24 protein-coding genes and 3 tRNA genes are annotated in these 22622 nt (G+C 68.7%); 10 read left to right on the top strand and 17 right to left on the bottom strand.

Annotated features, from left to right (window positions below; translation table 11 throughout):
• The 5 genes from ETP66_RS01550 to hpaI all read right to left on the bottom strand — a co-directional run.
• Nucleotides 1-325: flavin reductase family protein (locus tag ETP66_RS01550; protein ID WP_130839942.1), on the bottom strand; the 325-nt coding region annotated here is incomplete at its 3' end.
• Nucleotides 325-1776: a 4-hydroxyphenylacetate 3-monooxygenase, oxygenase component gene (gene hpaB, locus ETP66_RS01545; protein WP_130839940.1), complete on the bottom strand. Its 1452-nt coding sequence runs from the start codon at nucleotides 1774-1776 to the stop codon at nucleotides 325-327. The genes ETP66_RS01550 and hpaB, both read right to left, overlap by 1 nt.
• Nucleotides 1777-1780: 4 nt before the next feature.
• On the bottom strand, nucleotides 1781-3331 hold the full coding sequence (hpaE, locus tag ETP66_RS01540) for a 5-carboxymethyl-2-hydroxymuconate semialdehyde dehydrogenase (RefSeq protein WP_130839938.1): 1551 nt from the start codon (nucleotides 3329-3331) through the stop codon (nucleotides 1781-1783).
• Nucleotides 3328-4068 (bottom strand): fumarylacetoacetate hydrolase family protein, encoded by a 741-nt coding sequence (locus ETP66_RS01535; protein WP_130839936.1) that lies wholly within the window; start codon nucleotides 4066-4068, stop codon nucleotides 3328-3330. Before ETP66_RS01535 ends, hpaE begins: the two co-directional genes overlap by 4 nt.
• A complete protein-coding gene (hpaI, locus tag ETP66_RS01530; protein WP_130839934.1) occupies nucleotides 4065-4952 on the bottom strand; it encodes a 2,4-dihydroxyhept-2-ene-1,7-dioic acid aldolase in 888 nt (295 codons plus the stop codon). Before hpaI ends, ETP66_RS01535 begins: the two co-directional genes overlap by 4 nt.
• A gap of 145 nt (nucleotides 4953-5097) precedes the next feature.
• Between hpaI and ETP66_RS01525 the strand changes: the two genes are divergently transcribed.
• Complete coding sequence (locus tag ETP66_RS01525) at nucleotides 5098-6471, top strand: PucR family transcriptional regulator (protein WP_201738437.1); 1374 nt, start codon at nucleotides 5098-5100, stop codon at nucleotides 6469-6471.
• Nucleotides 6472-6481: 10 nt separating this feature from the next.
• A complete protein-coding gene (locus ETP66_RS01520; RefSeq protein ID WP_130839930.1) occupies nucleotides 6482-6913 on the top strand; it encodes a hypothetical protein in 432 nt (143 codons plus the stop codon).
• Between the two features lie 27 nt (nucleotides 6914-6940).
• On the opposite strand, the gene ETP66_RS01515 is transcribed toward ETP66_RS01520, so the two are convergent.
• From ETP66_RS01515 to serA, 7 genes are all read right to left on the bottom strand, one after another.
• On the bottom strand, nucleotides 6941-7714 hold the full coding sequence (locus ETP66_RS01515) for a hypothetical protein (RefSeq protein WP_130839928.1): 774 nt from the start codon (nucleotides 7712-7714) through the stop codon (nucleotides 6941-6943).
• Nucleotides 7715-7723: 9 nt separating this feature from the next.
• Nucleotides 7724-8407, bottom strand: coding sequence for an ABC transporter ATP-binding protein (locus tag ETP66_RS01510; protein ID WP_130839926.1), 684 nt, complete (start codon nucleotides 8405-8407; stop codon nucleotides 7724-7726).
• 9 nt (nucleotides 8408-8416) lie between these two features.
• On the bottom strand, nucleotides 8417-9613 hold the full coding sequence (locus ETP66_RS01505) for an ABC transporter permease (protein ID WP_130839924.1): 1197 nt from the start codon (nucleotides 9611-9613) through the stop codon (nucleotides 8417-8419).
• A gap of 1 nt (nucleotide 9614) precedes the next feature.
• Complete coding sequence (locus ETP66_RS01500) at nucleotides 9615-10310, bottom strand: outer membrane lipoprotein-sorting protein (protein ID WP_130839922.1); 696 nt, start codon at nucleotides 10308-10310, stop codon at nucleotides 9615-9617.
• Nucleotide 10311: 1 nt separating this feature from the next.
• On the bottom strand, nucleotides 10312-11502 hold the full coding sequence (locus ETP66_RS01495; RefSeq protein ID WP_130839920.1) for an ABC transporter permease: 1191 nt from the start codon (nucleotides 11500-11502) through the stop codon (nucleotides 10312-10314).
• The gene (locus ETP66_RS01490; protein ID WP_130839918.1) at nucleotides 11499-11942 is read right to left on the bottom strand and encodes a GbsR/MarR family transcriptional regulator; all 444 of its coding nucleotides are present in this window, start codon (nucleotides 11940-11942) and stop codon (nucleotides 11499-11501) included. The genes ETP66_RS01495 and ETP66_RS01490 overlap by 4 nt, the downstream gene beginning before the upstream one ends.
• A 185-nt stretch (nucleotides 11943-12127) precedes the next feature.
• The gene (gene serA / locus ETP66_RS01485; RefSeq protein WP_130839916.1) at nucleotides 12128-13693 is read right to left on the bottom strand and encodes a phosphoglycerate dehydrogenase; all 1566 of its coding nucleotides are present in this window, start codon (nucleotides 13691-13693) and stop codon (nucleotides 12128-12130) included.
• 89 nt (nucleotides 13694-13782) lie between these two features.
• On the opposite strand from serA, the gene ETP66_RS01480 reads away from it, so the two are divergent.
• The 4 genes from ETP66_RS01480 (at nucleotide 13783) to ETP66_RS01465 (ending at nucleotide 17009) form a co-directional block, all read left to right on the top strand.
• Nucleotides 13783-14625 (top strand): DegV family protein, encoded by an 843-nt coding sequence (locus ETP66_RS01480; protein ID WP_130839914.1) that lies wholly within the window; start codon nucleotides 13783-13785, stop codon nucleotides 14623-14625.
• Nucleotides 14609-15451: a DegV family protein gene (locus ETP66_RS01475; RefSeq protein WP_201738436.1), complete on the top strand. Its 843-nt coding sequence runs from the start codon at nucleotides 14609-14611 to the stop codon at nucleotides 15449-15451. Before ETP66_RS01480 ends, ETP66_RS01475 begins: the two co-directional genes overlap by 17 nt.
• 2 nt (nucleotides 15452-15453) lie before the next feature.
• The gene (dtd, locus tag ETP66_RS01470) at nucleotides 15454-15912 is read left to right on the top strand and encodes a D-aminoacyl-tRNA deacylase (RefSeq protein WP_130839912.1); all 459 of its coding nucleotides are present in this window, start codon (nucleotides 15454-15456) and stop codon (nucleotides 15910-15912) included.
• A gap of 62 nt (nucleotides 15913-15974) precedes the next feature.
• The gene (locus ETP66_RS01465) at nucleotides 15975-17009 is read left to right on the top strand and encodes a fatty acid desaturase (protein ID WP_130839910.1); all 1035 of its coding nucleotides are present in this window, start codon (nucleotides 15975-15977) and stop codon (nucleotides 17007-17009) included.
• An 86-nt stretch (nucleotides 17010-17095) separates the two neighbouring features.
• Here ETP66_RS01465 and purH read toward each other — a convergent pair whose 3' ends face one another.
• Entirely contained in the window at nucleotides 17096-18586 is a 1491-nt protein-coding gene (gene purH, locus ETP66_RS01460; protein ID WP_130839908.1) for a bifunctional phosphoribosylaminoimidazolecarboxamide formyltransferase/IMP cyclohydrolase, read from the bottom strand.
• A 30-nt stretch (nucleotides 18587-18616) separates the two neighbouring features.
• Here purH and ETP66_RS01455 point away from each other — a divergent pair, with 30 nt between their 5' ends.
• The 3 genes from ETP66_RS01455 (at nucleotide 18617) to ETP66_RS01445 (ending at nucleotide 20932) form a co-directional block, all read left to right on the top strand.
• Entirely contained in the window at nucleotides 18617-19003 is a 387-nt protein-coding gene (locus tag ETP66_RS01455) for a GatB/YqeY domain-containing protein (RefSeq protein ID WP_130839906.1), read from the top strand.
• Complete coding sequence (locus tag ETP66_RS01450; protein ID WP_130839904.1) at nucleotides 19000-19548, top strand: NUDIX hydrolase; 549 nt, start codon at nucleotides 19000-19002, stop codon at nucleotides 19546-19548. The genes ETP66_RS01455 and ETP66_RS01450 overlap by 4 nt, the downstream gene beginning before the upstream one ends.
• An 85-nt stretch (nucleotides 19549-19633) precedes the next feature.
• Nucleotides 19634-20932: an acetyl ornithine aminotransferase family protein gene (locus ETP66_RS01445; protein ID WP_130839902.1), complete on the top strand. Its 1299-nt coding sequence runs from the start codon at nucleotides 19634-19636 to the stop codon at nucleotides 20930-20932.
• Between the two features lie 116 nt (nucleotides 20933-21048).
• Here the strand turns inward: ETP66_RS01445 and ETP66_RS01440 are convergent.
• The 3 genes from ETP66_RS01440 to ETP66_RS01430 all read right to left on the bottom strand — a co-directional run bounded on the left by ETP66_RS01440 (nucleotide 21049) and on the right by ETP66_RS01430 (nucleotide 21315).
• Nucleotides 21049-21124, bottom strand: a tRNA-Arg gene (locus ETP66_RS01440).
• Nucleotides 21125-21161: 37 nt separating this feature from the next.
• Nucleotides 21162-21237, bottom strand: a tRNA-Gly gene (locus ETP66_RS01435).
• Between the two features lies 1 nt (nucleotide 21238).
• Nucleotides 21239-21315 (bottom strand) — tRNA-Pro (locus ETP66_RS01430).
• Between the two features lie 68 nt (nucleotides 21316-21383).
• On the opposite strand from ETP66_RS01430, the gene tatA reads away from it, so the two are divergent.
• Nucleotides 21384-21548: a twin-arginine translocase TatA/TatE family subunit gene (tatA, locus tag ETP66_RS01425; RefSeq protein ID WP_130839900.1), complete on the top strand. Its 165-nt coding sequence runs from the start codon at nucleotides 21384-21386 to the stop codon at nucleotides 21546-21548.
• Nucleotides 21549-21555: 7 nt separating this feature from the next.
• Here tatA and ETP66_RS01420 read toward each other — a convergent pair whose 3' ends face one another.
• Nucleotides 21556-22620 (bottom strand): tetratricopeptide repeat protein, encoded by a 1065-nt coding sequence (locus ETP66_RS01420; protein ID WP_130839898.1) that lies wholly within the window; start codon nucleotides 22618-22620, stop codon nucleotides 21556-21558.
• Nucleotides 22621-22622 lie beyond the last annotated feature (2 nt).

The raw sequence follows: 22622 nt of genomic DNA, 5'->3' as shown, positions 1-22622 counted from the left end.
AACGGAGCACCGCCAACGCCCCCGCCACCCTCCCCTCCACCAGGCCCACCCCCTCCTGCGGTCGGCCAGCGAAGTGCTGGGAGACCGCCTCCTGCCCCTCCCGGAGCAAGCTGACGCTGAAGGCCCGGGAAGCCTCGAGAAGGGGCAGCACCTTGGCCCCTTCCCAGATGCCCAAGGCCACCAGGGGGGGCTCGAGGCTCAAGGACATGAAGGCGGTGGCGGTCATGCCCCGCTCTTCCTCCCGGTGGCGGGCCGCCACCACCGTGACCCCGGCGGCAAAGCGGGCAAGAGCCTCCTTAAAAGCCGCCTGGAGTTCCACCGCCATCAAGCCCTCACCTCCTCGAACACCCGCAGGGCCTCCTTCAGGTAGGCGCGGATGCGCTCCTTGTAGGGCTCCTTGTCGTAGACGCCGAAGAGGGTCTGGTACATGCGCACGGGATCCCCGAAGAAGAAGCGCTCGTAAAGCTCCTGCCTCGCCCCGAACCCCGAGAGGGTCATGTCCCAGGCCAGGCGGAAGAGGGCCACCCGCTCCTTGGCCTCCAAGGTGGCCCCCTGCAGGTACTTTTCCAGCAAGGGGGCCAGGGGCCCCTTGAAGTCCCGCTCCGAGGGCAGGGTGATGAGGCCCGAGGCCCCGATCTGCTCCAGGATCTCCCTAAGCCGGGGGTAGAGCCTGGGGTAGAGGTTGCGGGCCCCGTCCAAGGCGGCGCGGTCCGGCACCAGGAGGCCGTAGGCGTTCTCCTTGGCCTCCTCCTCCGCCCGGGTCCAGAAGGCCCGCATGGCCTCCAGGTAGACGATGATCTCGGCGATCTTCTCCTGCACGTGGCTGTAGGCGTCGGCCCCGATGCCCTCGGCCATGAGGGAGGCCACCCCCAAGAAGGCCTCGGTCTTGGCGGTCTTCAGGGCCACCACCTGGTGGGCCATGTGGTGCAGGGCCCCCGTGGCGGCGTAGGCGTTGTTGCAAAGCTCCACGCTCCCCAGGATGAAGACCCGCTCCCAGGGGACCAGCACATCGTCGAAGACCACCAGGCAGTCCATCTCCTCGAGGCGGCTACTAAGGGGGTAGTCGAAGGGGCTATCCCCCCCCACCAGGGCCTCGCGGCAGACGAAGTGGAGGCCGGGGGTGGAGGTGGGCAGGGCAAAGGCGATGGCGTACTTCTCGCTCCCCGGGCCCTCCTTGAGAAGGGTGGAGGGGAAGATGAGGACCTCATCCGCCAGGGGGAAGGTGGCGGTCATGCGGGCCCCCCGCACCACGATGCCCCTTTCCGTCTGCCGCACCACCCCCACGGGGATGTAGGGGTCGGGCTGGGCGCTGGGGGGCTTGGCCCGGTTCACCTGGGGGTTGGTGAGGGCGTGGGTGGTGGCCAGGTCCCGGTCCCGCAGGAAGCGGTAGTAGTTGCGGACGTTCTCGGCGAACTCCCCGAAGTAATCGGCGCTGGCCGCGTAGGCCATGACCACGGCGTTCAGGTAGTCGGGGCTGCGGCCCATCATCCCCAGGTTCTGGTCGGCCCAGAGCTTGTAGGCCCGGCCCCGCCGGCGCAGGTCCTCCTTGGTCTTGGGGATGAGGAAGCTCATCCCGTGCCGCCCATCCCCCTCCTCGTAGGTGAGGGCCTCCCGGTACCGGGGATCGTGCTGCAGGTCATAGAGGGCCGCCATGGTGCGCACGATGCCCCGGAAGACCGGGTGGGCGGTGGGGTCTTCCACCTTCTCCCCCTTGTACCAGAGGTTAGGGGGCCTTTCCTTTAGGGCTTCCAGGTACTCTGCTCCCGTCCTCGCCATCCTCTCACCTCTTTCCGAACCTGGGCACGTGGGGCGGCCTCAAGGGCAACCCCACGGCCTTGAGGTCGGTGTAGAACTCAAAGGCGTAGAGGCCGCCTTCCCGCCTTTCCCCGCTCCCCTTCACCCCGCCAAAGGGGGTGGGCAGGTGGCGCACGTTGTGGCTGTTGAGGTAAATGAGCCCTGCCTCCAGCTCCAGGGCCAGGCGGTGGGCCCTTTCCAGGTCCTTGGTGAACACGTAGGCCGCAAGGCCATACCGGGTGTCGTTGGCCAGCCTCAGGGCCTCCTCCTCGTCCTGGAAAGGGATGGCCACCAAGACGGGCCCGAAGATCTCCTCCTGGGCGATCCGCATGCGGTTCTCCCCCACGAAAAGGGTGGGCTCCAGGTAGTTGCCGGGGGAAAGGTCCTCCCCACGGAAGGAGGCCTTGGCCCTCTTCCCGCCTACAAGCAGCCTTGCCCCCTCCTCCAGCCCCGCCCGCACGTAGCCCAAAACCCTCTCCAGGTGCTCGGGGTGGATGAGGGGGCCCACCTCGGTGTCGGGGTCCAGGGGGTGGCCCACCCGGATGGCCTTGGCCCTTTCCGCCACCCTCGCCACGAAGTCCTCAAAGATGCCCTTCTCCACCAGGAGGCGGGAGCTCGCCGTGCACCTTTCCCCGTTGAAGGAGTAGATCTGAAACACCACGGCGTCCAAGGCCCTTTCCAAATCGGCGTCGGCGAAGACCAGGGCCGGGCTTTTGCCCCCAAGCTCCAGGGAGAGCCGCTTGAGGTGGCGGGCGGCGTTTTGCATGACGATCTTCCCGGTTTCCGTTTCCCCGGTGAGGGTGATGAGGGGAACGAGGGGATGGGCCACCAGGGCGGCCCCCGCCTCCTCCCCGAAGCCCTGGACCAGGTTGAAGACCCCAGGGGGCAGGTCCGCCTCCTGCACGATCTCCGCCAGCTTGCTGGCGGTTAAGGGGCTCCACTCCGCGGGCTTCAGCACCACCGTGTCCCCGGCGGCCAGGGCAGGGGCGATGCGCCAGGTGGAAAGCATCAGGGGGGCGTTCCAGGGGGTGATGATGCCCACGGGGCCCGCGGGGACGCGGAGGGCGTAGTAGAGCCAGTCCCGGTCCACGGGGAAGGTGCGGTCCTCCATGGCGTGCTCGGCGTACTCGGCGTAGAAGGCGAAGTTCTCCGCGGAGCGGGCCACCTGGGCCTTGACGATCCTCAAAACCTGCCCCGCGTCCAGGGCCTCCACCACCGCCAGCTCGTCCGCATGCTTTTCCAGGAGCTCGGCGATCCTCAGCAGGTAGCGCTTCCTCTCCCGGGCCGGGGTGCGGCTCCACCGCTGGAAGGCCTCGAGGGCCGCCTTGGCCGCCCGGTCCACCTCCCTTTCCCCGCCCCGGGCCGCATGGGAGAGCACCTCGTTGGTGGAAGGGTCCAGGGTGGGGAAAACCTCTCCGCTTTCCGAGGGGCGGAACTCCCCGCCGATGAAGTGCAGGGCGGTCCAACCCTTCAGGGCGTTGCGAATGGCCTCAATCCTTTCCCAGGGAATCCCTGCCACCTGGTCCTGGTACCTCATGCCTCCTCCTCGATGGGGTTTTCCAAAGCGCCAAGCCCTTCGATCTCCAGCCGCATCACATCCCCGGGAAGCACCCGGCTTATGCCCTTGGGCGTCCCGGTGAGGAGGACGTCGTGGGGCTCCAGGGTCATGAACTCGGAGATGTACTCCAAAAGCTCGGCCACGGAGTAGAGCATCCTCGAGGTGTGCCCCTCCTGCCTCAGCTCCCCGTTCACGTAGGCCCTCAAGGCGAGGTTCTGGGGGTCCTCCACCTCCTCCACCACCAGGAAGGGCCCCAAGGGGCCGAAGGTGTCCCGTCCCTTGGCCCGGATGGGGGGGCGGAAGGTATTGGAAACGTAATCCCGCACCACCAGGTCGTTGGCGATGGTGTAGCCCAGCACGTGGTCCAGGGCGTCCTTGGCCTTCACCCGGCGCATGGGCCGGCCCACCACCACGGCAAGCTCCACCTCGTAGTGCAGGTACTCCGCCCCCTTGGGGTAGCGCACCACCCCCTTGTGGGGAAGCAGGCTGTTGTTGGGCTTCCAAAAAAGCGCGGGCTCCTCGGGACGGGAAAGGCCCAGCTCCTCCGCGTGGTCCGCGTAGTTCAGGGCCACCCCCATCACCTTGCCGGGGGTGAAGGGGAGGAGCCAGGTTACGGCCTCGGGGTCGTGGGCCTCCCCGGCCTCGTCCAGGAGGAGGCCATCCCTGTAAACCCCGTGATGGAGCCTGCCCTTGGCCAAAAAGCGGCAGCGCTTCATGCCTCCTCCAGAAGCCGGTAGCGGCGGGCCATGGCCCTAAGCCTTTCCTCCACCTCGGGGGTGGTGGGGCCCAAGGGGAGGCGCCACTCCTTCTGCAAAAGGCCCATCCAGGAGAGCACCGTCTTCAAGGGAATGGGGTTCGTGTCCCAGAAGATGGCCTCGTTGGCCTCGAGGAGATGGTAGTGGAGCTCCCTGGCCCCGGCGTAGTCCCCGGCCAGGGCGAGCTCGGTGAGCCTCGCCACCTCCCCTGGCAGCCAGTTGGCGGTGGCGGCGATGGTGCCCACCGCCCCCAGGCTCATCATGGGCAGGGTGAGGCTTTCCAAGCCGCAGAAGACCAAAAAGTCCCGCCCCGCTTCCTGGAAGAGCTGGGAGAGGTACTCCAGGTCCTTGGAGGAGTGCTTGAGCCCCACGACCTGGGGAAAGTCCCGCCGCAGGCGGGCCACGGTCTTGGGGGCGATCTCCACCCCGGCCCGGCCGGGGATGTTGTAGAGGAGGATGGGAAAGTCGGGCACCGCCTTGGCCACCTCGGCGAAGTAGCGGTAGAGGCCCTCCTGGTTGGGCTTCAGGTAGTAGGGCACGATGACCATGGCCCCCTGGGCCCCTGCCTCCTTTGCGAAGCGGGTGAGCTCCAGGGTCTCCTCCAGGCGCAAAGCCCCCGTGCCGGGGATCACCGGCACCCGGCCCGCCGCCTGGTCCAGGGCGATCTCGAGGACGCGTTTTCGCTCCTCCAGGGTCTGGGTGCCGGGCTCCCCGGTGGTGCCCCCCACGCTGATCCCGTGGGAACCTCCCCGGATGGCCCGCTCCACGAGCCTCCTCAAGGCCTCCTCGTCGACGCGCCCCTGGCGAAAGGGGGTAGGTAGGGGGGGGATGGACCCGCGGAACATGGTGCTCCTTTCGCCTTTCAGGATGGCCCCGCAGGGGCTCCGGAGCAATTGTGCGAAGCGCCAAACTTCAGCTGAATCTTGTGAATTAGAGCCAATCCCCTCCTCTTGCCGTAGTCCGTGCAGGGCTATATTGTTAAAATACACAATGGCCTTACCAGAGTTTGCGCAATCCTCCATCGCTTTCCGGGCCCTGGCCCAGGGGCTGGGCCTCGAGGTCCGGGTACCCTCGGAGCGGCCGGTCCTCTACCTCCTGGACGAACCCAAGCCCCTGCTTCCCCTGGAGGGAGCCCTCCTCCTCTTCCGCCCCGAGGGGCACCTGTGGCGGTACCGCACCGCGTCAGGCCTCCTTCTTCCCGCCCCAGACCCAGAGGTGGAAGCCTTCGCCCACCAGGAGGGCCTGGGGGTGGCCCTCTACCCCCCTTGGCTCCAGCGGGAGGAGCTGGAAAGGGCCCTCGCCCTCCGCCTTTTCGCCCTAGGACCAGGGCTGGCCCTGGCGGGGCTTTTGGATCTGCTTCTGAAGCTCCCCGAGCGACCTTTTCTGGAGGTGCTCCATCAGGCTACGGGCCTGGCCCTGGCCCGGGTGGCTCCCTGGGGGGAGGTGCTGGGCTTCGCCGGCCCCGTACCCCCGCACCACCCCAAGGAACCCGGGGAGGGGCGGGGGTGGCGGGCTTTGGAGGCGGGGGAGGGCATCCTGGCGGCCTACGGACCGGAGGAAACCCTACACCAGGCCCGGGGGCTTTTGGAGGTAGCGGCCCGGCTCCTCCGGGTGCGGGCCCTGGAACGCTCCCTGGAGAGGATGCGGGAGGAGTCCCTGGGCGGGGCCCTTCTGGAGGGCCTGATCCTGGGGGAGGCCGAGCCCGAACGCCTCTTCGCCTTCGGCTTCGCCGAGGGGGTGGAGTGGGTGTTGGCCCTGGTGGAGCCCCCGGAGGTGCCGGGCCGCCACCGGCTGGCGGAGGAGAGGCGGCGGGAGGCCACCTTGGAGCTAAGGCGGCGGGCGGGCACCTTCCTGGACCGCCTGGGCGTGCCCTACCTCCTCACGGTGCGGGGCAACCGGGTGGCGGCCATGTGGCAGGTGCACAGCCCCCGCAAGGAAGCCCAAAGCCTCCTCCAGGCCCTCCCCCCGGGAAGCCGCCTGGGCTATTCCGCCGTGCACGCAGCAGGTGAGGTGCAGCAGGCCTATCGCGAGGCCCTCATCGCCCTGAAGGCCGCCAGAGGCGGGGAGGCCCTCTCCTTCAGCGGCCTGGACCCCGTGGCCTTCGTGCTCCTGCAGCAGTCCCCCGAGGACCTGAAGGCCCTGGTGGAGCGCTACCTACCCCTGCCCCCCAAACTCCTCAAGACCCTCGAGGCCTACATCGCCTCAGGAAACGTAGAGGAGGCCGCAGGCGCTCTCCACATCCACCCCAACACCCTGCGCTACCGCCTGAGGCGCATCGAGGCCACCTTGGGTCCCCTTTCCCGGCCCGAGGTCCTGGCCCGGGTGCACCTGGCCCTCCGGGCACGGGACCTGCTGGTGGGCTAAGATAGCCGGTATGGAAAAGCTCAAGGCGCTCGGCTTGGCCCTGCTCCTCCTAGCCGGGGGGGCGTGGGCCCAGAGCCTGGTGGAAGTCACGGCGGTGGCCGCCATAGCCTCCAGCCTGGACCCCGCGGTGCGCCTGCCTTCCGGGAGCTACAAGGCACGGACCCCCGAACCCCTTCTCCAGCGCTTCCCCGAGGCCAGGGAGTACGCCCTGGAGGCCTTTGCGGCCAAAGGCATCGCCAGCCGCCTGCACGCGGCCTTCGTGCAGCAGGTGCTCACCGCCTTCGCCGCCGCGGGGTACTTCGTGGAAAGCCAGGAGGAAAAGGTGGTGGAGGGTGAGGTGCGCACCAAGTACCTGCTTAAGGACAGCCTGGGCCGCCCGGCCCTTCTCCTGGTGGTGCGCAAGGGGGAGGAGTTGGTGTACGGGTTTGGCAAGCGTAGGTGATTTTTCTCACGATTAAACCTGCTTGTGCTAAAACTCCCCGCTCCAACTCCCGCCCCAGCGCCATACCGGCCCCGCCTTCCCCACCTCCACCCTGAGCCCCTCCCACCCGAGACCCACCCCCCAGGACCAACCTCCCCCGTAAGCGAGCCGCAAGGAGAGCCCCAAGCCCTCCACCTGCCCGAACCACCCCAGGCCCACCCCCAAAGGGTAGGCGGCCTCCAAAACCACCTCTCCCGGGCCCCAGGCCCAGCTCCATCCCAAAAGCCCCCTCGGCCCGGAAGCGAGACCCATGGTCTCCCCGTAAACCACCACCTCCCCCAGGCGGGCGCTTCCCGCCAGCCCCACCCCTCCGGGGAAGACCAGGGCCTTTAGGTCCCCCCACGCGGCCTCGGCGAACCCCCCTGGGCCCCAGGCGTACCCCAGGCGGAGGCGGGCCTCGCCATAGAGGGTAAGGAAGCCGCCCCAAACCCCCTCCACCCCACCCGCCGGGCTGGGGGCGTTCCAGGTGTAGGGAAAAAGCCGCCCCTCGCCGAAGGTATACGGGAAACGCCCCAGGGTGAGGCCCACCTCTCCCACCTCCACCGCCAGGTAAAGGCGCTCCACCGCGAGCCCCCCCTCCCCCGGGGCCATCCGGAGGTAGGGGGCCAGGGCGTAGAAAAGCCGCCCCCCCTCCACGGGCACCGCCCCGAAAAGGCGGAGGTACGAGGTGGTCTGCCCTCCCAGGCCAAAGGCCCCCACCTCGTACCCCTGGGCCAAGGCCGGGAACAGGACAAGCGCAAAAACCCCCACCAGCCGCCGCATCTTCTGGCCTTAGCGCCGCTCCTCCCCCACGATGCGCCCGTCCTCCAGGCGCACGATGCGCTTCACGTGCTCCAAAAGCCTGGGGTCGTGGGTGGAGAAGAGGAAGGTGACCCCTTTTTCCTCGTTCAGGGCCTTCATGCGCTCAATGAGGGCGAGGCCGTTTTGGGAGTCCAGGTTAGCGGTGGGCTCGTCCGCCAGGACGATGAGGGGCTCGGCGGCCAGGGCCCGGGCCACCGCCACCCGTTGTTGCTCGCCCCCCGAAAGCTGCCGGGGGAAGCGGCCCACCTTGTCCTCCAGGCCCAGGGCCGCCAGGGCCTCCCGCGCCCTCCGTTCGCGCTCGCTTCGGGGCAGGCCCCGAAGCTCCAGCACGAAAGCGGCGTTCTCCAAAGCGGTGAGGACGGGGAGGAGGTTGTAGGCCTGGAAGACCAGGCCCACCCTCTCCAGGCGGAAGCGGGCCCTTTCCCCCCGGGAAAGCCGGGAAAGGGGCACTCCCCCCACCCAGACCTCCCCCTCCGTGGGCAGGTCCAGCCCCGCCAGAAGGTGCAGGAGCGTGCTCTTCCCGCTTCCCGAAGGCCCCACCAGGGCGGCAAACTCTCCCGCCTCCACCACCAGGTCCACGCCCCGCAGGGCTTCCGTCGCCACCCCATCCCCCCGGTAGACCTTGCGCACGCCCTTGGCCTCGATGATGGGCATACCCTCCTCCTATGGCACGTAGCGCATGGCCTCCACGGGCTCCAGCCTCGAGGCCAGCCACCCCGGCCATAGCGCCGCCAGAAGACCTGTCCCCACCGCGTACCCCAGGGTGAGGAGAACCTCCTTTACGCCAAGCCGCCCGTAGAGCACCTCCGGCAGGCCGAACTCCCGGTACTGCTCCAGGATCCACCCCGGCAGGGGCAGGCGGAAACCATCGGCCAGCTCCAGGTGCACAAGGAGCCCCGCCCCCATCCCCCCCAGGGCCGCCACCCCCACCAGGAGAAGGCTCTCCCAGAAGACCAAGGCCATAAGCCGCCTCCCGGTGAGGCCCAAGGCGGCCAAAAGCCCAAACTCCCGCACCCTTTCCACCAAGGAGAGGTAGAGGGCATTGAGGAGGATGAGCCCACCCAGGAGGAAGAAGAAGCCCACATAGATGCCCATCACCGCGTCGTAAAGGGGCAGGATGGCGGCGTAAGCGGGGTTGGCCTCCAGCCAGGTTTCGGCCACCAGGCCCGGGAGGTGGGGCATCAGGGCGGCCTTGACCTCCTCCAAGGGCTTGAGGTCGTAAAGCCCGAGGCCCGGAAGCCGCACCTCCAGCCGGGTCACCCGGCCGGGGGCCAAGAGGACCTGGGCGTCGGCCAGGGGGACGAGGAGGGTGCGGGCCTCGAGGTGGGTTTCCGGCAGGTCCAAAAGCCCCACCACCCGGAAGGCGTACACCCCAAGGCCCAGGCTCCCAGGGGCGTAGGCCACCACCTCGTCCCCCAACCCCACCTTGAGGGCCCGGGCCAAGGCCTCCCCCAAAAGGGCCTCCCCCTGCGCCTGCGGCAGGCGGCCTGCCGCGAGGAGGCTCTCCTGCCGGGCCAGGCCCAAAGGCTCCAGACCCGTTAGGACCACCGCCCGGCTCCGCTCGTGCGCAAGGAGAAGGGCCCCGCCCTCCAGCACACCCTCTACCCTGGCCCCAGGGGGCAGGGGGAGCTCGGGCGGGACAAAGGCCAGGCTCTCCAGATCCTCCTTCCCCTTGTACCCCTCCACCCGGACCACCAGGTGCCCGGTGCGCTCCAGGAGAAGCTGGAAGAAGGCGTCAAACGCCCCCCCGTAGACCGAGAGGAAGAGCAGGGAGAGGAAGACCACCAGGGCCACCACCCCCCCCGTGACCAAGCTCCGCCCCGGGGTCCTGAGAAGGTTTCTCCAGGCCAGCCTCAGCACCCTAGCACCCCCTTTCCAGGTAGAGGGGGTTGAAGCAGCCTTCTGGCACGGGCCCCACCTGCACCTCGAGGATGCGCAAGAAGGTGCGGTACCCTGGCCTCTGCAGGTCCCTGAGCGCCATCTCCCGGGGGAGGTAGGCCCCGTCCAGACGCTGGTAGGCGGAAAGCCCCAGCTCCCGCACCGCCTGGTTGCGCTGATCGTAGAAGAGGATGCGCTCGATCAGGCCCTCCTTGAGGTACACCTCCACCTTGCCGTAAGGGGTGGGGGCCCCCGGTTTGGGGCTGAGCACCAAGACCCCCTGGACCTCGGCCACCTGAAAAAGCTCCTCCAAATCCCGGCCCACGAGGTCCTGGTAGGTGAGGTCCGAACCCAAGAAGCGCTCTCCCCGGCCCGTGGGGGGCAGGCGCAAGGTCCGCCCCAGGCGGGGGTCGTAGAGGTAAAGGTCCTCCCCCAGGGAGAGGAAGGCCTGGCCCGCCTCGCTCCTGGGCTCCAGGACCCGGAGATGGGCCCGGCGGCCGTCGGTGTAGACCTTGAGCCGGTAGGTGCGCACGGAGCCAGGCCTTTCCACCTGCAGGAGGTAGATGCCCTCATGGGCCGGTCCCCGCAGGCGGTCCAGGGCCAGCTTCAGCTTCTCCAAGGGGCTTTGCGCCAGGGCCAAGGCGGCGAGGAGCAGAACCGTAAAGGCCATCCTTCCCATCTCACTCCCCCTTCACGTACCGGGAGGGGTCAAGGCGCAGGACCAGCCTTCCCGGAAAGAGCAGGGCCAAGAGGGCGGAAACCGCCACCAGGAGGCTGGCGTAAAGGGCGTAGATGGGCCTTGAGGAGGTGTAGAGGTGCTCGGAAAGGCCCGCCTCGGGCAACAGCTCTACGGAAAGGCGCATGAGGGGGCCGAAGACGTCGTGGGTGGAGGTGTACCCGAGGAGGGCGTAGCCCAGGAGGAGCCCGGCCAAAAGGCCCAGGCCGCTGGCCAGGGCCGCCTCGAGGGCCACCTGCCCCGCCAACCGGGCCGGGCTAAGGCCCAGGCTCTCCGCCACGGCAAACTCTCTGAGCCTTTCCCGCACGCTCACGTAGGTGGTGCTCACCACCGCCACCGCCGCCAGGAGCATGAAAAGGCCCAACAAGGGCACGTAGAAAAGGCGGCTTCCCTCGTAGTCCGCCCGGATGGGGCCCATGAGCTCCCAAACCGCCTTGGCGCGAAGCCCCTCCGGCAAAACCTGGTTCAGGGCCTTCGCCACCCCCTCCTCCTTCCCCCGGGGCACCTTCAGGGCCAGGTAGGTGGCCCCCACCCTCCCCCCGGAAAGCTTCCTGGCGTCCTCCAGGTGCAGGTAAACCCCACCGAAGTCCACGTTCCCCACCCCGGACCTCACGAGGCCCACCACCAAAAGGCCCAGGGCCTCCTTCCCCGTCTCCACCACCAACCTCTCCCCCACCCGCACGTCCAGCCGCTCCGCCAGGCGGTGGCCCAGGACCACCTCCCCCGGCCCCTGAAGCCACCGCCCCTCCCCCACCCTGAAGGGCACGCGGGAAAGGACCTTTTCCCCTTGGGGGTCCACCCCCAGGACCACGCCCCCCTGCATCCGGTAGGGGGAGCGGAGGAGGGCGTAAAGGGAAAGCCTGGGCGTGGCCGCCTGCACCAGAGGGTGGGCCACCGCCGGCAGCTCTCGGAAGCCGTTTTCCGGGTCTGGGTCCTGCCACCAAACCTCCCGGGCCACCACCACCGGGGCCTCCACGTACTCGGCATAAGCCTCCACCAGGCTTTCCCCGTAGCCGTCCAGGAAGCCAAACATGAAGAGCACAGCCACGGTCACGTAGACCACCACCAGGGACAGCAGGGCCGTGCGCCGCTTTTGCCGGAGCACGTTGCGCCAGGCTAGCCTGAGTAGGCTCATCCCCCCTCCGAAAACCTCTCCAGGAGCTTGGGAAGTTCCCGCTCAAAAAAGGCGTAAAGCTCCCGCATCTCCCGAAGCCTCTCCCCCTTGGCCTCCCCCACCAGGGCCAGGCCCTTTTCCGCCTGCTCCCGGTAAAGGGAAAGGGCCCTGGCCTTTTCCAAAAGGAGCCGCCGCCAGGCCCCCGGGCGCACGGCGTACCGGTCCGCCCGCTCCCCCGGGCGGCGCAGGCGCTCCACCAGCTGCAACCGGGTGAGGAGGTTCAGGGCGCCGCTCAAGGCCCCCTTGCTGGCGGAAAGGGCCTCCCCCATCTCCTTGGCGCTCTGTTCCGCCGGCTCGGCCACCAGGAGAAAGGCCAGAACCCGGCCCGCCATCCGGGGAAGGCCCGCCGCCTCAAAGAGGAGGGCGGTCTCCTCCACCCACCGCTTCAGGGCGGGGTCCATGGCTCCAGCGTAAAGAGGTCAGTAAGTTTTGTCAATAGTGAACTTTTGAAATCCAAAGCGGGTGCAAGGGGGTGGCCCCCGGGGCGGGCGCCGCCTGGGCCCGCCGGGAGGGGCAAGCCGGGGCCGGGTGCTTCACCGACCGGCTCTGTGCCCTTTGGCTCCCAATCCGATCCCGTGCCCCGCGCCTAGAGCTCCGCCAGGTCCACCCGCTCCAGAACCGGGAGGGCCCTCAGGGCCTCCAGCACCTCTGGGCTGGGCTTCTGGTCCACGGTGAGCACAAAGAGGGCCCGCCCCCCGGGCATGTCCCGGCCCAGCTGCATCCCGGCGATGTTGACGCCGGCTTCCCCCAGGAGGGTCCCCACCTGGCCCACCACCCCGGGGCGGTCGTAGTTGGTGCAGACCAGCATGTACCCCTCGGGGACCACCTCCAGGGCGTAGTCGTCGATGCCCACCAGCCGGGGCCTGCCCGCCATCACCACCCCCCGGGCCCGGCGCTCCTCCTGGTCGGTGGCCAGGCGCACCTCCAGAAGCCTCATGTACTCCCCCGCCTGCTCCTCCTTGCGGGTGACCAGGCGGATGCCCCGGTCCTTGAGGAGGGGCCGGGCGGAGACCAGGTTCACCGCCTCTCCCCCCAGCACCCGGGAGAGGAAGCCCTTGGCCACGGCGCTGGCCACGGGCTCGGGGTCCTTCTCGAACTGGCCTAGGAAGCCCACCTCCAAGACCTCGGGCCGGCCCCGGGTGATCTGGGCCAGAAGCTTCCCCAACGCCTCCCCCAGGGGCAGGAAGCCCCTCAGGGCCTCCAGGGCCTCGGGGTCAAAGCCGGTGTTCAGGGCGTAGGAGAGGTCCCCCTCCAGGGTGCGCACCACCCGCTCCAAGACCGCCTCCCCCACCCGGTCCTGGGCCTCGAGGGTGTTCGCCCCCAGGTGGGCGGTGAGGACCACCCTGGGGTGGCGGAGGAGGGGGTGGTCCTTGGAGGGGGGCTCCTCGGCGAAAACGTCCAGCCCGGCGGCGAAGAGGTGGCCCTCCTCCAGGACCTCCAGGAGGGCCCGCTCGTCCACGATCCCCCCTCGGGCGGCGTTCACCACCACCGCCCCCCGGGGGAGGAGGTAGAGCTCCCTGCGGCCGATCATCCCCCGGGTCTCCTCGGTGAGGGGGGTGTGGACGGTGAGGAAGTGGCTCTGGCGGAGGAGGTCGGAAAGGTCCTCCAAAAGCTCCACCCCCAGGCTTTCCGCCCGGGTGCGGGGGATGTAGGGGTCGTAGGCCAGGACCCGCATCTCAAACCCCTTGGCGAAGCGGGCCACCTGGCCCCCGATCCGCCCCAGGCCCACGATCCCCAAGGTCTTGCCCTTGAGCTCCAGGCCCAAAAACTTCCGGTCCCACTCCCCCGCGCGCACCTTGCGGTCGGAGAGGGCGATCCCCCGGGCCGCGGCCAGGAGGAGGCCGAAGGCCAGCTCCGCCGCCGAGCGGGTGTTGGCCTCGGGCACGTTCACCACCAGGATGCCCAGGCGGCTGGCCGCCTCGAGGTCCACGTTGTCCACCCCCACCCCGCCCCGGCCCACCACCTTGAGCCGCTTGCCCTGCCTTAAGAGCTCCGCGTCCACCTGGGTGCGGCTCCTGGTGATGAGGGCGTCGTAGGCGGGGATGACCTCCAAGAGCTCCTCCCGCCCGATGCCGGGTCGGTAGTCCAAAAGCACCCCCGGGTACCTGAGGTTCCCCAGCCGCATCTCGTCGGACACCAGGATCCGCCACATATACCCCAGACCCTAGCAAAAACCGCCCCCACGGGCAACCCCCGCGCCGCCCCCTGTGGTATCCTGGGCGGGACCACGAGGAGGCCCCTATGAAGGTAGCCCTGGTGACCGACTCCACCGCCGACCTGCCCAAGCCCCTGCGGGAACGCCTGGGGGTGCGGGTGGTCCCCCTTTACGTGAACCTGGGGGGCAAGGTGTACCGGGACTGGGAGGAGATCACCCCGGGGGAGATCTTCCAGAAGGTGCGGCAGGGAGAGGCCTTCCCCACCACCAGCCAGCCCTCCCCCGAGGACTTCCTGAAAACCTACCAAGAGGCTCTGCAAGAGGCGGACCACGTGCTCTCGGTGCACATCTCCAGCAAGCTCTCGGGCACGGTGCAGTCGGCGGAGCTGGCGGCCCAGGGCTTCCCCGGCCGCGTCACCGTCCTGGACAGCCAGGCGGCCTCCCTGGGCCTCGGCATGATGGTCCTGCGGGCCCACGAGCTCCTCGCCGAGGGCCAAGGCCTGGAGGAGGTGCTTGGGGAGCTAAAGCGCATCCGCCAGGACCACTTCGTGCGCTTCAGCGTGGCCACCTTGGAGTTTTTGAAGCGTGGGGGACGCATCGGCGGCGCCCAGGCCCTTTTGGGCACCCTCCTCGGCATCAAACCCATCCTCACCCTCAAGGAAGGACGGGTGGAGGCGGTGGGAAGGGCCCGGGGTGAGAGGAAGGCCAAAGAGGAGATCCTCAAGGACTTCCGCGCCTGGGCTGAGGCCAAGGGGCGCATCCGTCTCTTCTTCGTCTACAGCGCAGATCCGGGGGCGGTGCGGGAACTCAAGGAGATGGTCTTGGCCACCGGCTTCCCGGTGGAGGAGGCCCTCGTGAGCGAGCTCGGGGCGGTGATCGGGAGCCATACCGGCCCCGGCACCTACGGGTTTTATGCCTACAGCCTCTAGCGTGGCCTTCGTGGCCGACTCTACCCTGGGCCTCAGCCCGGAAGAAGCCGAAGGGCAAGGAATCCACGTGGTGCCCCAGCAGGTGATCTGGCAGGGGAAACCCTTCCGCGACCTGGTGGAGATCACCCCCGAGGAGGTCCTGGCCCTCCTGGCAAAGGGGGAGCGCCTCTCCACCAGCCAGGTGGCCCCCGAGGACCTGCGGGCCACCTACCAAGAGCTCCTCAAGACCCACGAGCGGGTTCTCTCCGTGCACGTTTCCGGCCACCTCTCCGGCACGGTGACCACCGCCCGGGCCGTGGCCCAGGGCTTCGGGCAGCGGGTGAGGGTCTTGGACTCTTGGTCGTTGAACGGGGGGCTTCTTTTGGTCCTGAAGGAAGCGCGACGGCTCCTCCACACCGGGACAGCCTGGGAGGGTTTGGAGGAGGCGGTGGCCCCCTACCGGGAAAGGGTGCGGGGCTACGTGCTGCCCAGGACCCTTACCTACCTCCACCGCTCGGGGCGCATCTCCGGCTTGCAGAGCCTGGTGGGAAGCTTCCTGCGCATCCTCCCTGTCTTGGAGGTGAAGGGGGGCAGGGTCCTCCCCGGGCCCCGGGTGCGGGGCTTCGCCGAGGGCCTGCGCAAGGTGGCCGAGCTCTTCCGCCGGGACTTTCCGGGAGGGGCCCTGGTCCACCTGGCCCACGCGGGGAACCCGGAAGCGGCCTCAGCCCTGGGGGAGCTTTTGCGGGCGGAAGGGGTAGAGGTCCTCGCCACCCTCCAGGCGGGGGCGGCGGTCAGCGTGCACACCGGGCCCGGGACCGTGGCCCTTTTCGCCGGGCCCAGGAGGTGAGCTTGCGGGCCGTGGTGCAGCGGGTCTCCGAGGCCTCCGTGGAGGTGGAGGGCGAGGTGGTGGGAAGGATCGCCCTGGGGCTTCTCGTCCTCCTGGGGGTAGGGCAGGGGGACACGGTGGAGGACGCCCTTTACCTGTCGCGCAAGATCGTGGCCCTGCGCATCTTCCCCGACGAGGCCGGAAAGATGAACCTGTCCCTCAAGGAGGTGGGCGGGGAGGTGCTCCTCGTGAGCCAGTTCACCCTCTACGCGGACACCCGCAAGGGGAACCGTCCCTCCTTCATCCAGGCGGCCCCGCCCGATCTGGGCAAGCGGCTTTACGAGGCGGCCATAGAGGCCTTTTTGCAGCAGGGCGTGCACGTGGAAACCGGGGTCTACGGGGCTCACATGCGGGTGCACCTGGTGAACGACGGCCCGGTGACCCTGGTCCTGGACTCCGGGGAACGCCTCAGACCCCGCTAGGCCTCTCACCCCCCTCATGCTCCGGCTGCTAGCATGAGGCACTCCCCGAAAGAGGAGTGCCTATGCAGAGTGTAGAACCCAAGGACTGGATCCCCCTCATCAAGCCCTACGCCAAGCCCCACACCCTAAGAAGCCTGCGGCAGGTGGCCGAAACCCTCCTGCCCCTCCTCCTCCTCTTTTACCTGGCCCACAAGGCCCTCTCCGTGTCCCTGGCCCTGACCCTCCTTCTGGACCTCGTGGCCGCCCTTTTCTTGGTCCGCCTTTTCATCCTGCAGCACGACGCCGGACACGGCTCCTTCTTCCCCAGGAAGTGGGCCAACGACCTCCTGGGGTTCTTCACCGGGGTGCTCACCCTGGTGCCCTACCACCCCTGGCAGCTCGCCCACGCCCGCCACCACGCCACCAGCGGCAACCTGGACAAGCGGGGGGTGGGGGACATCCACACCCTGACCCTCGAGGAGTACCTGCGGGCCAGCCCCTGGGAAAGGCTCAAGTACCGCCTCTACCGCAACCCCTTCGTCATGTTCCTCCTGGGGCCCATCTACGTCTTCATGCTCTCCTACCGGCTTCCTCTGGGCTACGGCTCGGAAAAGCCCTCGGTGCGCAACGCCGTGGCCCTCACCAACCTCTTCCTGGCCCTTCTCTTGGCCGGGATCGTGGCCTTCTTCGGGGTCAAGACCCTCCTCCTCGTCTACCTCCCCATCCAGTACCTGGCGGGGATGATGGGCATCTTCCTCTTCTACGTGCAACACCAGTTTGAGGACGCCTACTGGGAGCACGACCCCCGCTGGGAGTACCTGAAAGCGGCCATGGAGGGCAGCACCTACCTGAAGCTTCCCAAGGTTCTACAGTGGCTTACCGGCAACATCGGCTTCCACCACATCCACCACCTGGCCCCCAAGATCCCCAACTACCACCTGCCCAAGGTGCAGGAGGAGGTGGACCTGGTCAAGGTGGCCCCCACGGTGACCCTAAAGGACGCCTTCAAGATCGCCTTCGCCGACATGCACCTCCACGACGAGGAAAGCCGAAAACTGGTGGGCTTTAAGGAGGCTCACCGGCGCCTGCGGGAAACCCAAGGCAAGAAGGCCTACTAAGCGCTCCCTTGGGTTTAAAGGAGCCCTCCAGGGCTCCTTTTTTGTTACTCAAACCCAAACGCTCCCGAAAACGGGTATTAAGACGCCTAGTGCTTAAAGTGCCGCACCCCGGTGAACACCATGGCCAGGCCCAGCTCGTCCGCCGCCCGGATGGAATCCTCGTCCCGCACGCTTCCCCCGGGCTGGATGATGGCGCTGATGCCGAACTCCCCCGCCAGGCGCACCACGTCGTCAAAGGGGAAGAAGGCGTCCGAGGCCAGGACCGCCCCCTGGGCCTTTTCCTTGGCGGTCTTCAGGGCGTGCTTGGCGGCGGCGTAGCGGTTGGTCTGCCCCACCCCGATGCCCAGGGTCTGCCCTCCCTTGGTCACCACGATGGCGTTGGAGCGCACGTGCTTCACCACCTTCCAGGCGAAGAGGAGGTCGGCCCACTCCTCCTCGCTGGGAGCCTTCTGGGTGACCACTTTGGGCGCTATGGGGTCTTCGGTGTCGGCGTCCTGGAGAAGCACCCCGCCCCGGAGGCGGCGCAGGTCCAGGTAGGCTCCCTGGGCGGGGAAGAGCACCTCGAGGAGCCGGAGGTTCTTCTTGCGGGAAAAGACCGCCAGGGCCTCAGGGGTGAAGCCCGGGGCCAGGACCACCTCCAAGAAGACCTCCCCCATGGCCTCCGCCGTGGGTCCGTCCACCTCCCGGTTAAAGGCCACGATGCCCCCAAAGATGGAAACCGGGTCCGCCTCGTAGGCCTTGCGGTAGGCCTCCAGAACGCTTTCCCCCAAGGCCACCCCAGAGGGGTTCTGGTGCTTGATGGCCACGCAGGCGGGCTCCTGGAACTCAGAAACCAGGTTCCAGGCGGCCTCGGCGTCCAGGTAGTTGTTGAAGCTCATGGCCTTACCCTGGAGGACCTCCGCCTCCAGGAGGGGCCCCCTTTCCCCCAAAACCCGGTAAAGCGCCGCTTCCTGGTGCGGGTTTTCCCCGTAGCGCAAGGGGCTTTCCCGCCTGAGGACCAAGAACTTCTCCGGCGGGAACTTTTCCCCAGAAAGCCACTCGGCGATGGCCGCGTCGTAGGCCGCGGTGTGGGCGAAGGCCTTGCGGGCTAACTCCCGGCGGAACTCGGGGGAAGGGCCTTCCTCGAGGGCCTGAAGCACCCGCGGGTAGTCCTCGGGGTCGCACACGGGGAGGACCGCCAGGTGGTTCTTGGCCGCCGCCCGGAGCATGGCCGGCCCCCCGATGTCGATCTGCTCCAGGGCCTCGTGGAAACCCGCCCCCCCGGCCACCGTCTCTCGGAAGGGGTAGAGGTTGACCGCCAGGACCCCGATCCGCTCCAAGCCCAGGGCCTTGAGCTCCTCCTCCTGGTCGGGCCGGGCGAGAAGCCCCGCATGCACCTTGGGGTGGAGGGTCTTGACCCGGCCCTCCAGCACCTCGGGGAAACCGGTGAAGTCGGAGATGTAGGTCACGGGAAGCCCCGCTTCCACCAGGGCCCGGTAAGTGCCCCCGGTGGCGAGAAGCCGGAAGCCCACCTGCAAAAGCCCCTGGGCAAAGGGCAAGAGCCCCCGCTTATCGGAAACGGAAAGGAGCGCCCACATACGGGCATTGTACGGGCTAGACTGGAGGGGATGGGGATCTACGAGGCCATCAAAGAAACCATCAAGGAGGCCATGAAGGCCCGGGATGGGAAGACCCTGAACTTCGCCCGGGTGGTGAAGGCCGAGCTGGACCGCAAGGGGGACGGCAAGCCCCTGCCCGATGCCGAAGCGGTAAAGGTGCTGAAGGCCCTAAAGGAGATCGCCCTGGAGCAGGGCAACCAGTTTGAGGTGGCGTTCCTGGATCGCTTCCTGCCAAAGGAGATGAGCGAGGAGGAAATCGAGGCCTGGATCCGGGAAAACGTAGATCTATCCCAGTTCAAGACCCCCTTGGCGGCCATCGGGGCGGTGACCAAGGCCTTAGGCCCCAAGGCCCCCGGGGAGAAGGTGCGCCGGGTCATCGAGCGTCTGGCGAGATGAACCCCTGGGAGCGCCTGCTCATCGAGGAGATCCTCTCCGAACCCGTGCGCCTGGTGCGCGAGCGGGTGCGCACCCACACGGGCAAGGAGCTCACCTACATCTACCGGCCGGGACCGGTGGCGGCGAGCTTCGTCCTGCCCGTAACCCACCGGGCCACCGCCCTCCTCATCCGCCAGTACCGCCACCCCACGGGCAAGTTCCTCCTGGAGATCCCCGCAGGCAAGGTGGATCCGGGGGAGACGCCAGAGGAAGCCGCCCGGCGCGAGCTTCTGGAGGAGGTGGGGGCCAGGGTCCTGGAGGTCCTCCCCTTACCCCCCTTCCACCCCCAGCCCTCCTTCACCGCCGTGGTCTTCCACCCCTTCCTGGCCCTGGGGGCGGAGGTGGTGGGGCGGCCGCGCCTGGAGGAAGGGGAGCTCCTGGAAACCGTGGAGCTCCCCCTGGGGGAGGCCTACACCCTCCTGGAACGGGGGGAGCTGGAGGACGCGGCCACCGCTCTTACCCTCTTCTACGCCCGGCCCCACCTGGTAGCCCGGGGGCTTCTCTAGCCCCGGATTCCCCGCAAAACCCTGCGCCCTCGGCGCATAAAGTGCGCCTGGGAAGGGGCCGGCTCCCTTGGTAGACTTTTCCCGTATGAGACCAGCAGTGAGCACGCCCCTCCCGGGGCCCAAGGCCAAGGAGCTCCTGGAAAGGGGGCAGGCCGTGCTCTCCCCCTCCTACGTGAGGCCCTACCCCTTCGTCCCGGTTCGGGGCCAGGGGGTTTTCCTCGAGGACGTCGACGGCAACGTCTTTCTGGACTTCATGGCGGGCATCGCCGTAAACACCACCGGCTACGCCCACCCCAAGGTGGTGGAAGCGGTGCGGGCCCAGGCGGAGCGCTTCGCCCACGTCTGCTTCTCCGACTTCACCCACGAGCCCACCCTGTCCCTGGCGGAACGCCTGGTGAGTAAGCTTGGGGGCGGCTACCGGGTCTTCTTCGGCAACTCCGGCACCGAGGGCATCGAGGCCGCCATCAAGCTGGTGCGCCACCACACGGGCAGGCCCTACCTCCTGGCCTTCACCGGGGCCTTCCACGGGAGGAGCCTGGGGGCCCTCTCCCTCACCGCCAGCAAAAGCGCCTACCGCAAGGGCTTTGCTCCCCTCCTCCCCGGGGTGGTGCACGTACCCTTCCCCAACCCCTTCCGCCCGCCCTTAGGCGCGAGGCCGGAGGACGTGGGCGAGGCGGTCCTGGCCCACCTGGAGCACCTCTTCCGCACGGTGGTGCCCCCGGAGGAGGTGGCCGCCTTCTTCCTGGAGCCCATCCAGGGGGAGGGGGGGTACCTGGTTCCCCCGCCGGGCTTCGTTCCCCGGCTCAAGGCCCTCCTGGAGCGGCACGGCATCCTCCTGGTGGCCGACGAGGTGCAAAGCGGGGCCGGGCGCACCGGCCGCTTCCTCGCCCTGGAGCACGAGGGGGTAGAGGCGGACGTCTACGTCCTGGCCAAGGGCCTGGCCTCCGGCTACCCCCTGAGCGCCCTCCTCTTCCGGGAGGAGCTGGCTAGCTGGCGCCCCGGGGCCCACGGCACCACCTTCGGCGGGCAGGCGGTGGCCGCGGCTGCGGCCCACGCCACCTTGGACCTCCTGGAAGGAGGCCTCACGGAAAACGCCGCCCGGGTGGGGGCCTTCCTGCTCCAAGGGCTTAGGGAGCTGCAGACCCGCTTCCCCTTCCTGGGGGACGTGCGGGGGAGGGGCCTCATGATCGGCCTGGACTTCGGCACCCCCGGGGAGGAGCGGCCAGACCTCCGGGACAAAGCGGTGGGCCTGGCCTTCCAGAAAGGGCTTCTCCTCCTCCCCGCGGGGCCTGCCGCCATACGCATCGCCCCGCCCCTGATCCTCACGAAGGAGGAAGCGACCATGGGTTTGGAGATCCTCGAGGCGGTCTTCCGCCAGCTTTAGACGGGAGGGCCCGTGCCTTGTGCAGCACCCCCCGGCCTGGCCGGGGGGTGAAGCGTTGCGTCCTGGAGCTGGCGGNCCCCGGCCTGGCCGGGGGGTGAAGCGTTGCGTCCTGGAGCTGGCGGGCCCGGAGGGATTCGAACCCCCGACCTACCGCTTAGAAGGCGGCTGCTCTGTCCCCTGAGCTACGGGCCCACAAGGTAAGCCGGGGTGAACCTCCACCCCGGCCATCTGGAGCGGGAGACGGGACTCGAACCCGCGACCCTCGGCTTGGAAGGCCGATGCTCTACCAACTGAGCTCCTCCCGCGTGGTCGGGGCGGCCCGATTTGAACGGGCGACCCCCTGCTCCCAAAGCAGGTGCGCTACCGGCCTGCGCTACGCCCCGGGGCCGCCACCCCAGAGGCCACGATAGCACCCGCCCCCCCCGGGGTCAAGGCGTGGTAGGATGGGGGCATGCACCTGGGACCCATGGAGATCATCCTCATCCTGCTCATCGTCCTGCTCCTCTTCGGCGCCAAGAAGCTCCCCGAGCTGGCCCGCGGCCTGGGGCAATCGGCCAAGGAGTTCAAGAAGGGCCTGCAGGAGGGGGAGGAGAAGAAAGAGGAACCCAAGGCCTGAGGACCCCCTAAAGCCGCCTGAGCACCTCCTCCGCCTCCCGGTAGCCGGGGCGGAGCCTCAGGGCCTCCCGGCACTGGTGGCGGGCTCCCTCCTTATCCCCCAGGCGCTCGTTGGCCAGGCAGAGGTGGTAGCGGTACTCCGCCCGGCTGGGCTCGAGGCGCACCGCCACCGTAAGACGGCTTTTGGCCCGGGCGAAGTCCCCCAGGCTCAAGTAGACCTGGCCCAGGTGGAAGTAAGCGGCGGGGAAGCGCAGGGGAGCTAGGGCCACGGCGTTCTCCAGGGCCACCCCGGCTTCCTGCAAGCGGCCCAGGGCCAGGTAGGCCTGGCCCAGGGTGTACCACCCCTCCGCATCCAGGGGCCGCAGGCGGTGGCCCTCCTCCAGGACCCGCGCCGCCTCCCCCGCCTGCCCTTTGACCAGGAGGGCCGAGGCGTAGCGCACCCGCAGGTCCCCGTTTTGCGGCGCCAGGCGCAAGGCCCGGGCGTACTGCTCCAGGCCCTCGTCCAGCCGGCCCAAGGAGAGGTAGAGCTCGGCCAGGGCCACCCGTACCTCCGGGGTGTCCTGGAGGTCCAGGGCCCGCTTGAAGGCCTCCTCCGCCCGGTCGGGCTGGCCCAGGAGGGCGTGCACCACCCCGCGCTGGGCGTAGAGGGGGGCGTGCCGGGGGTTCACCCGCTCCGCATCCCGGAGCACGGAAAGGGCCTGGTCCAAAAAGGCTCGTCCCCGCTCCCGGTCCTCAGAGGCCCGGTAGAAGCCCACGTAGACCTCGGCCAGAACCAGGTAGCCCCCGATGTAGCGGGGGCTGCGGGCCACCAGGGTACGGGCGTTTTCCAGGGCCGGGTTCAGGAGGCCCAGGCGGAGCTGGGTCCGGGCCAACCAGTAGAGGGCATCGGGGTCGGTGGGGCGCTCCCGCGCCGCCCGCTCGAAGAACTCCAGGGCGGCCTGGTAGCGCCCCAGGGCGTAAAGCTGCACCCCCAGACGCAGGGGGTCCTGCTGCACCTGTTGGGCCGAAGGGGGCGGGGTCTGGGCCAGGGCGGGCCCGGCCAACAAGCTCAGGGCCAAGAGCAACCAGCGCATGT

This window comes from Thermus thermamylovorans (assembly GCF_004307015.1).
GTDB lineage: Bacteria > Deinococcota > Deinococci > Deinococcales > Thermaceae > Thermus > Thermus thermamylovorans.
This window is presented reverse-complemented; position numbering and strand designations above follow the sequence as displayed.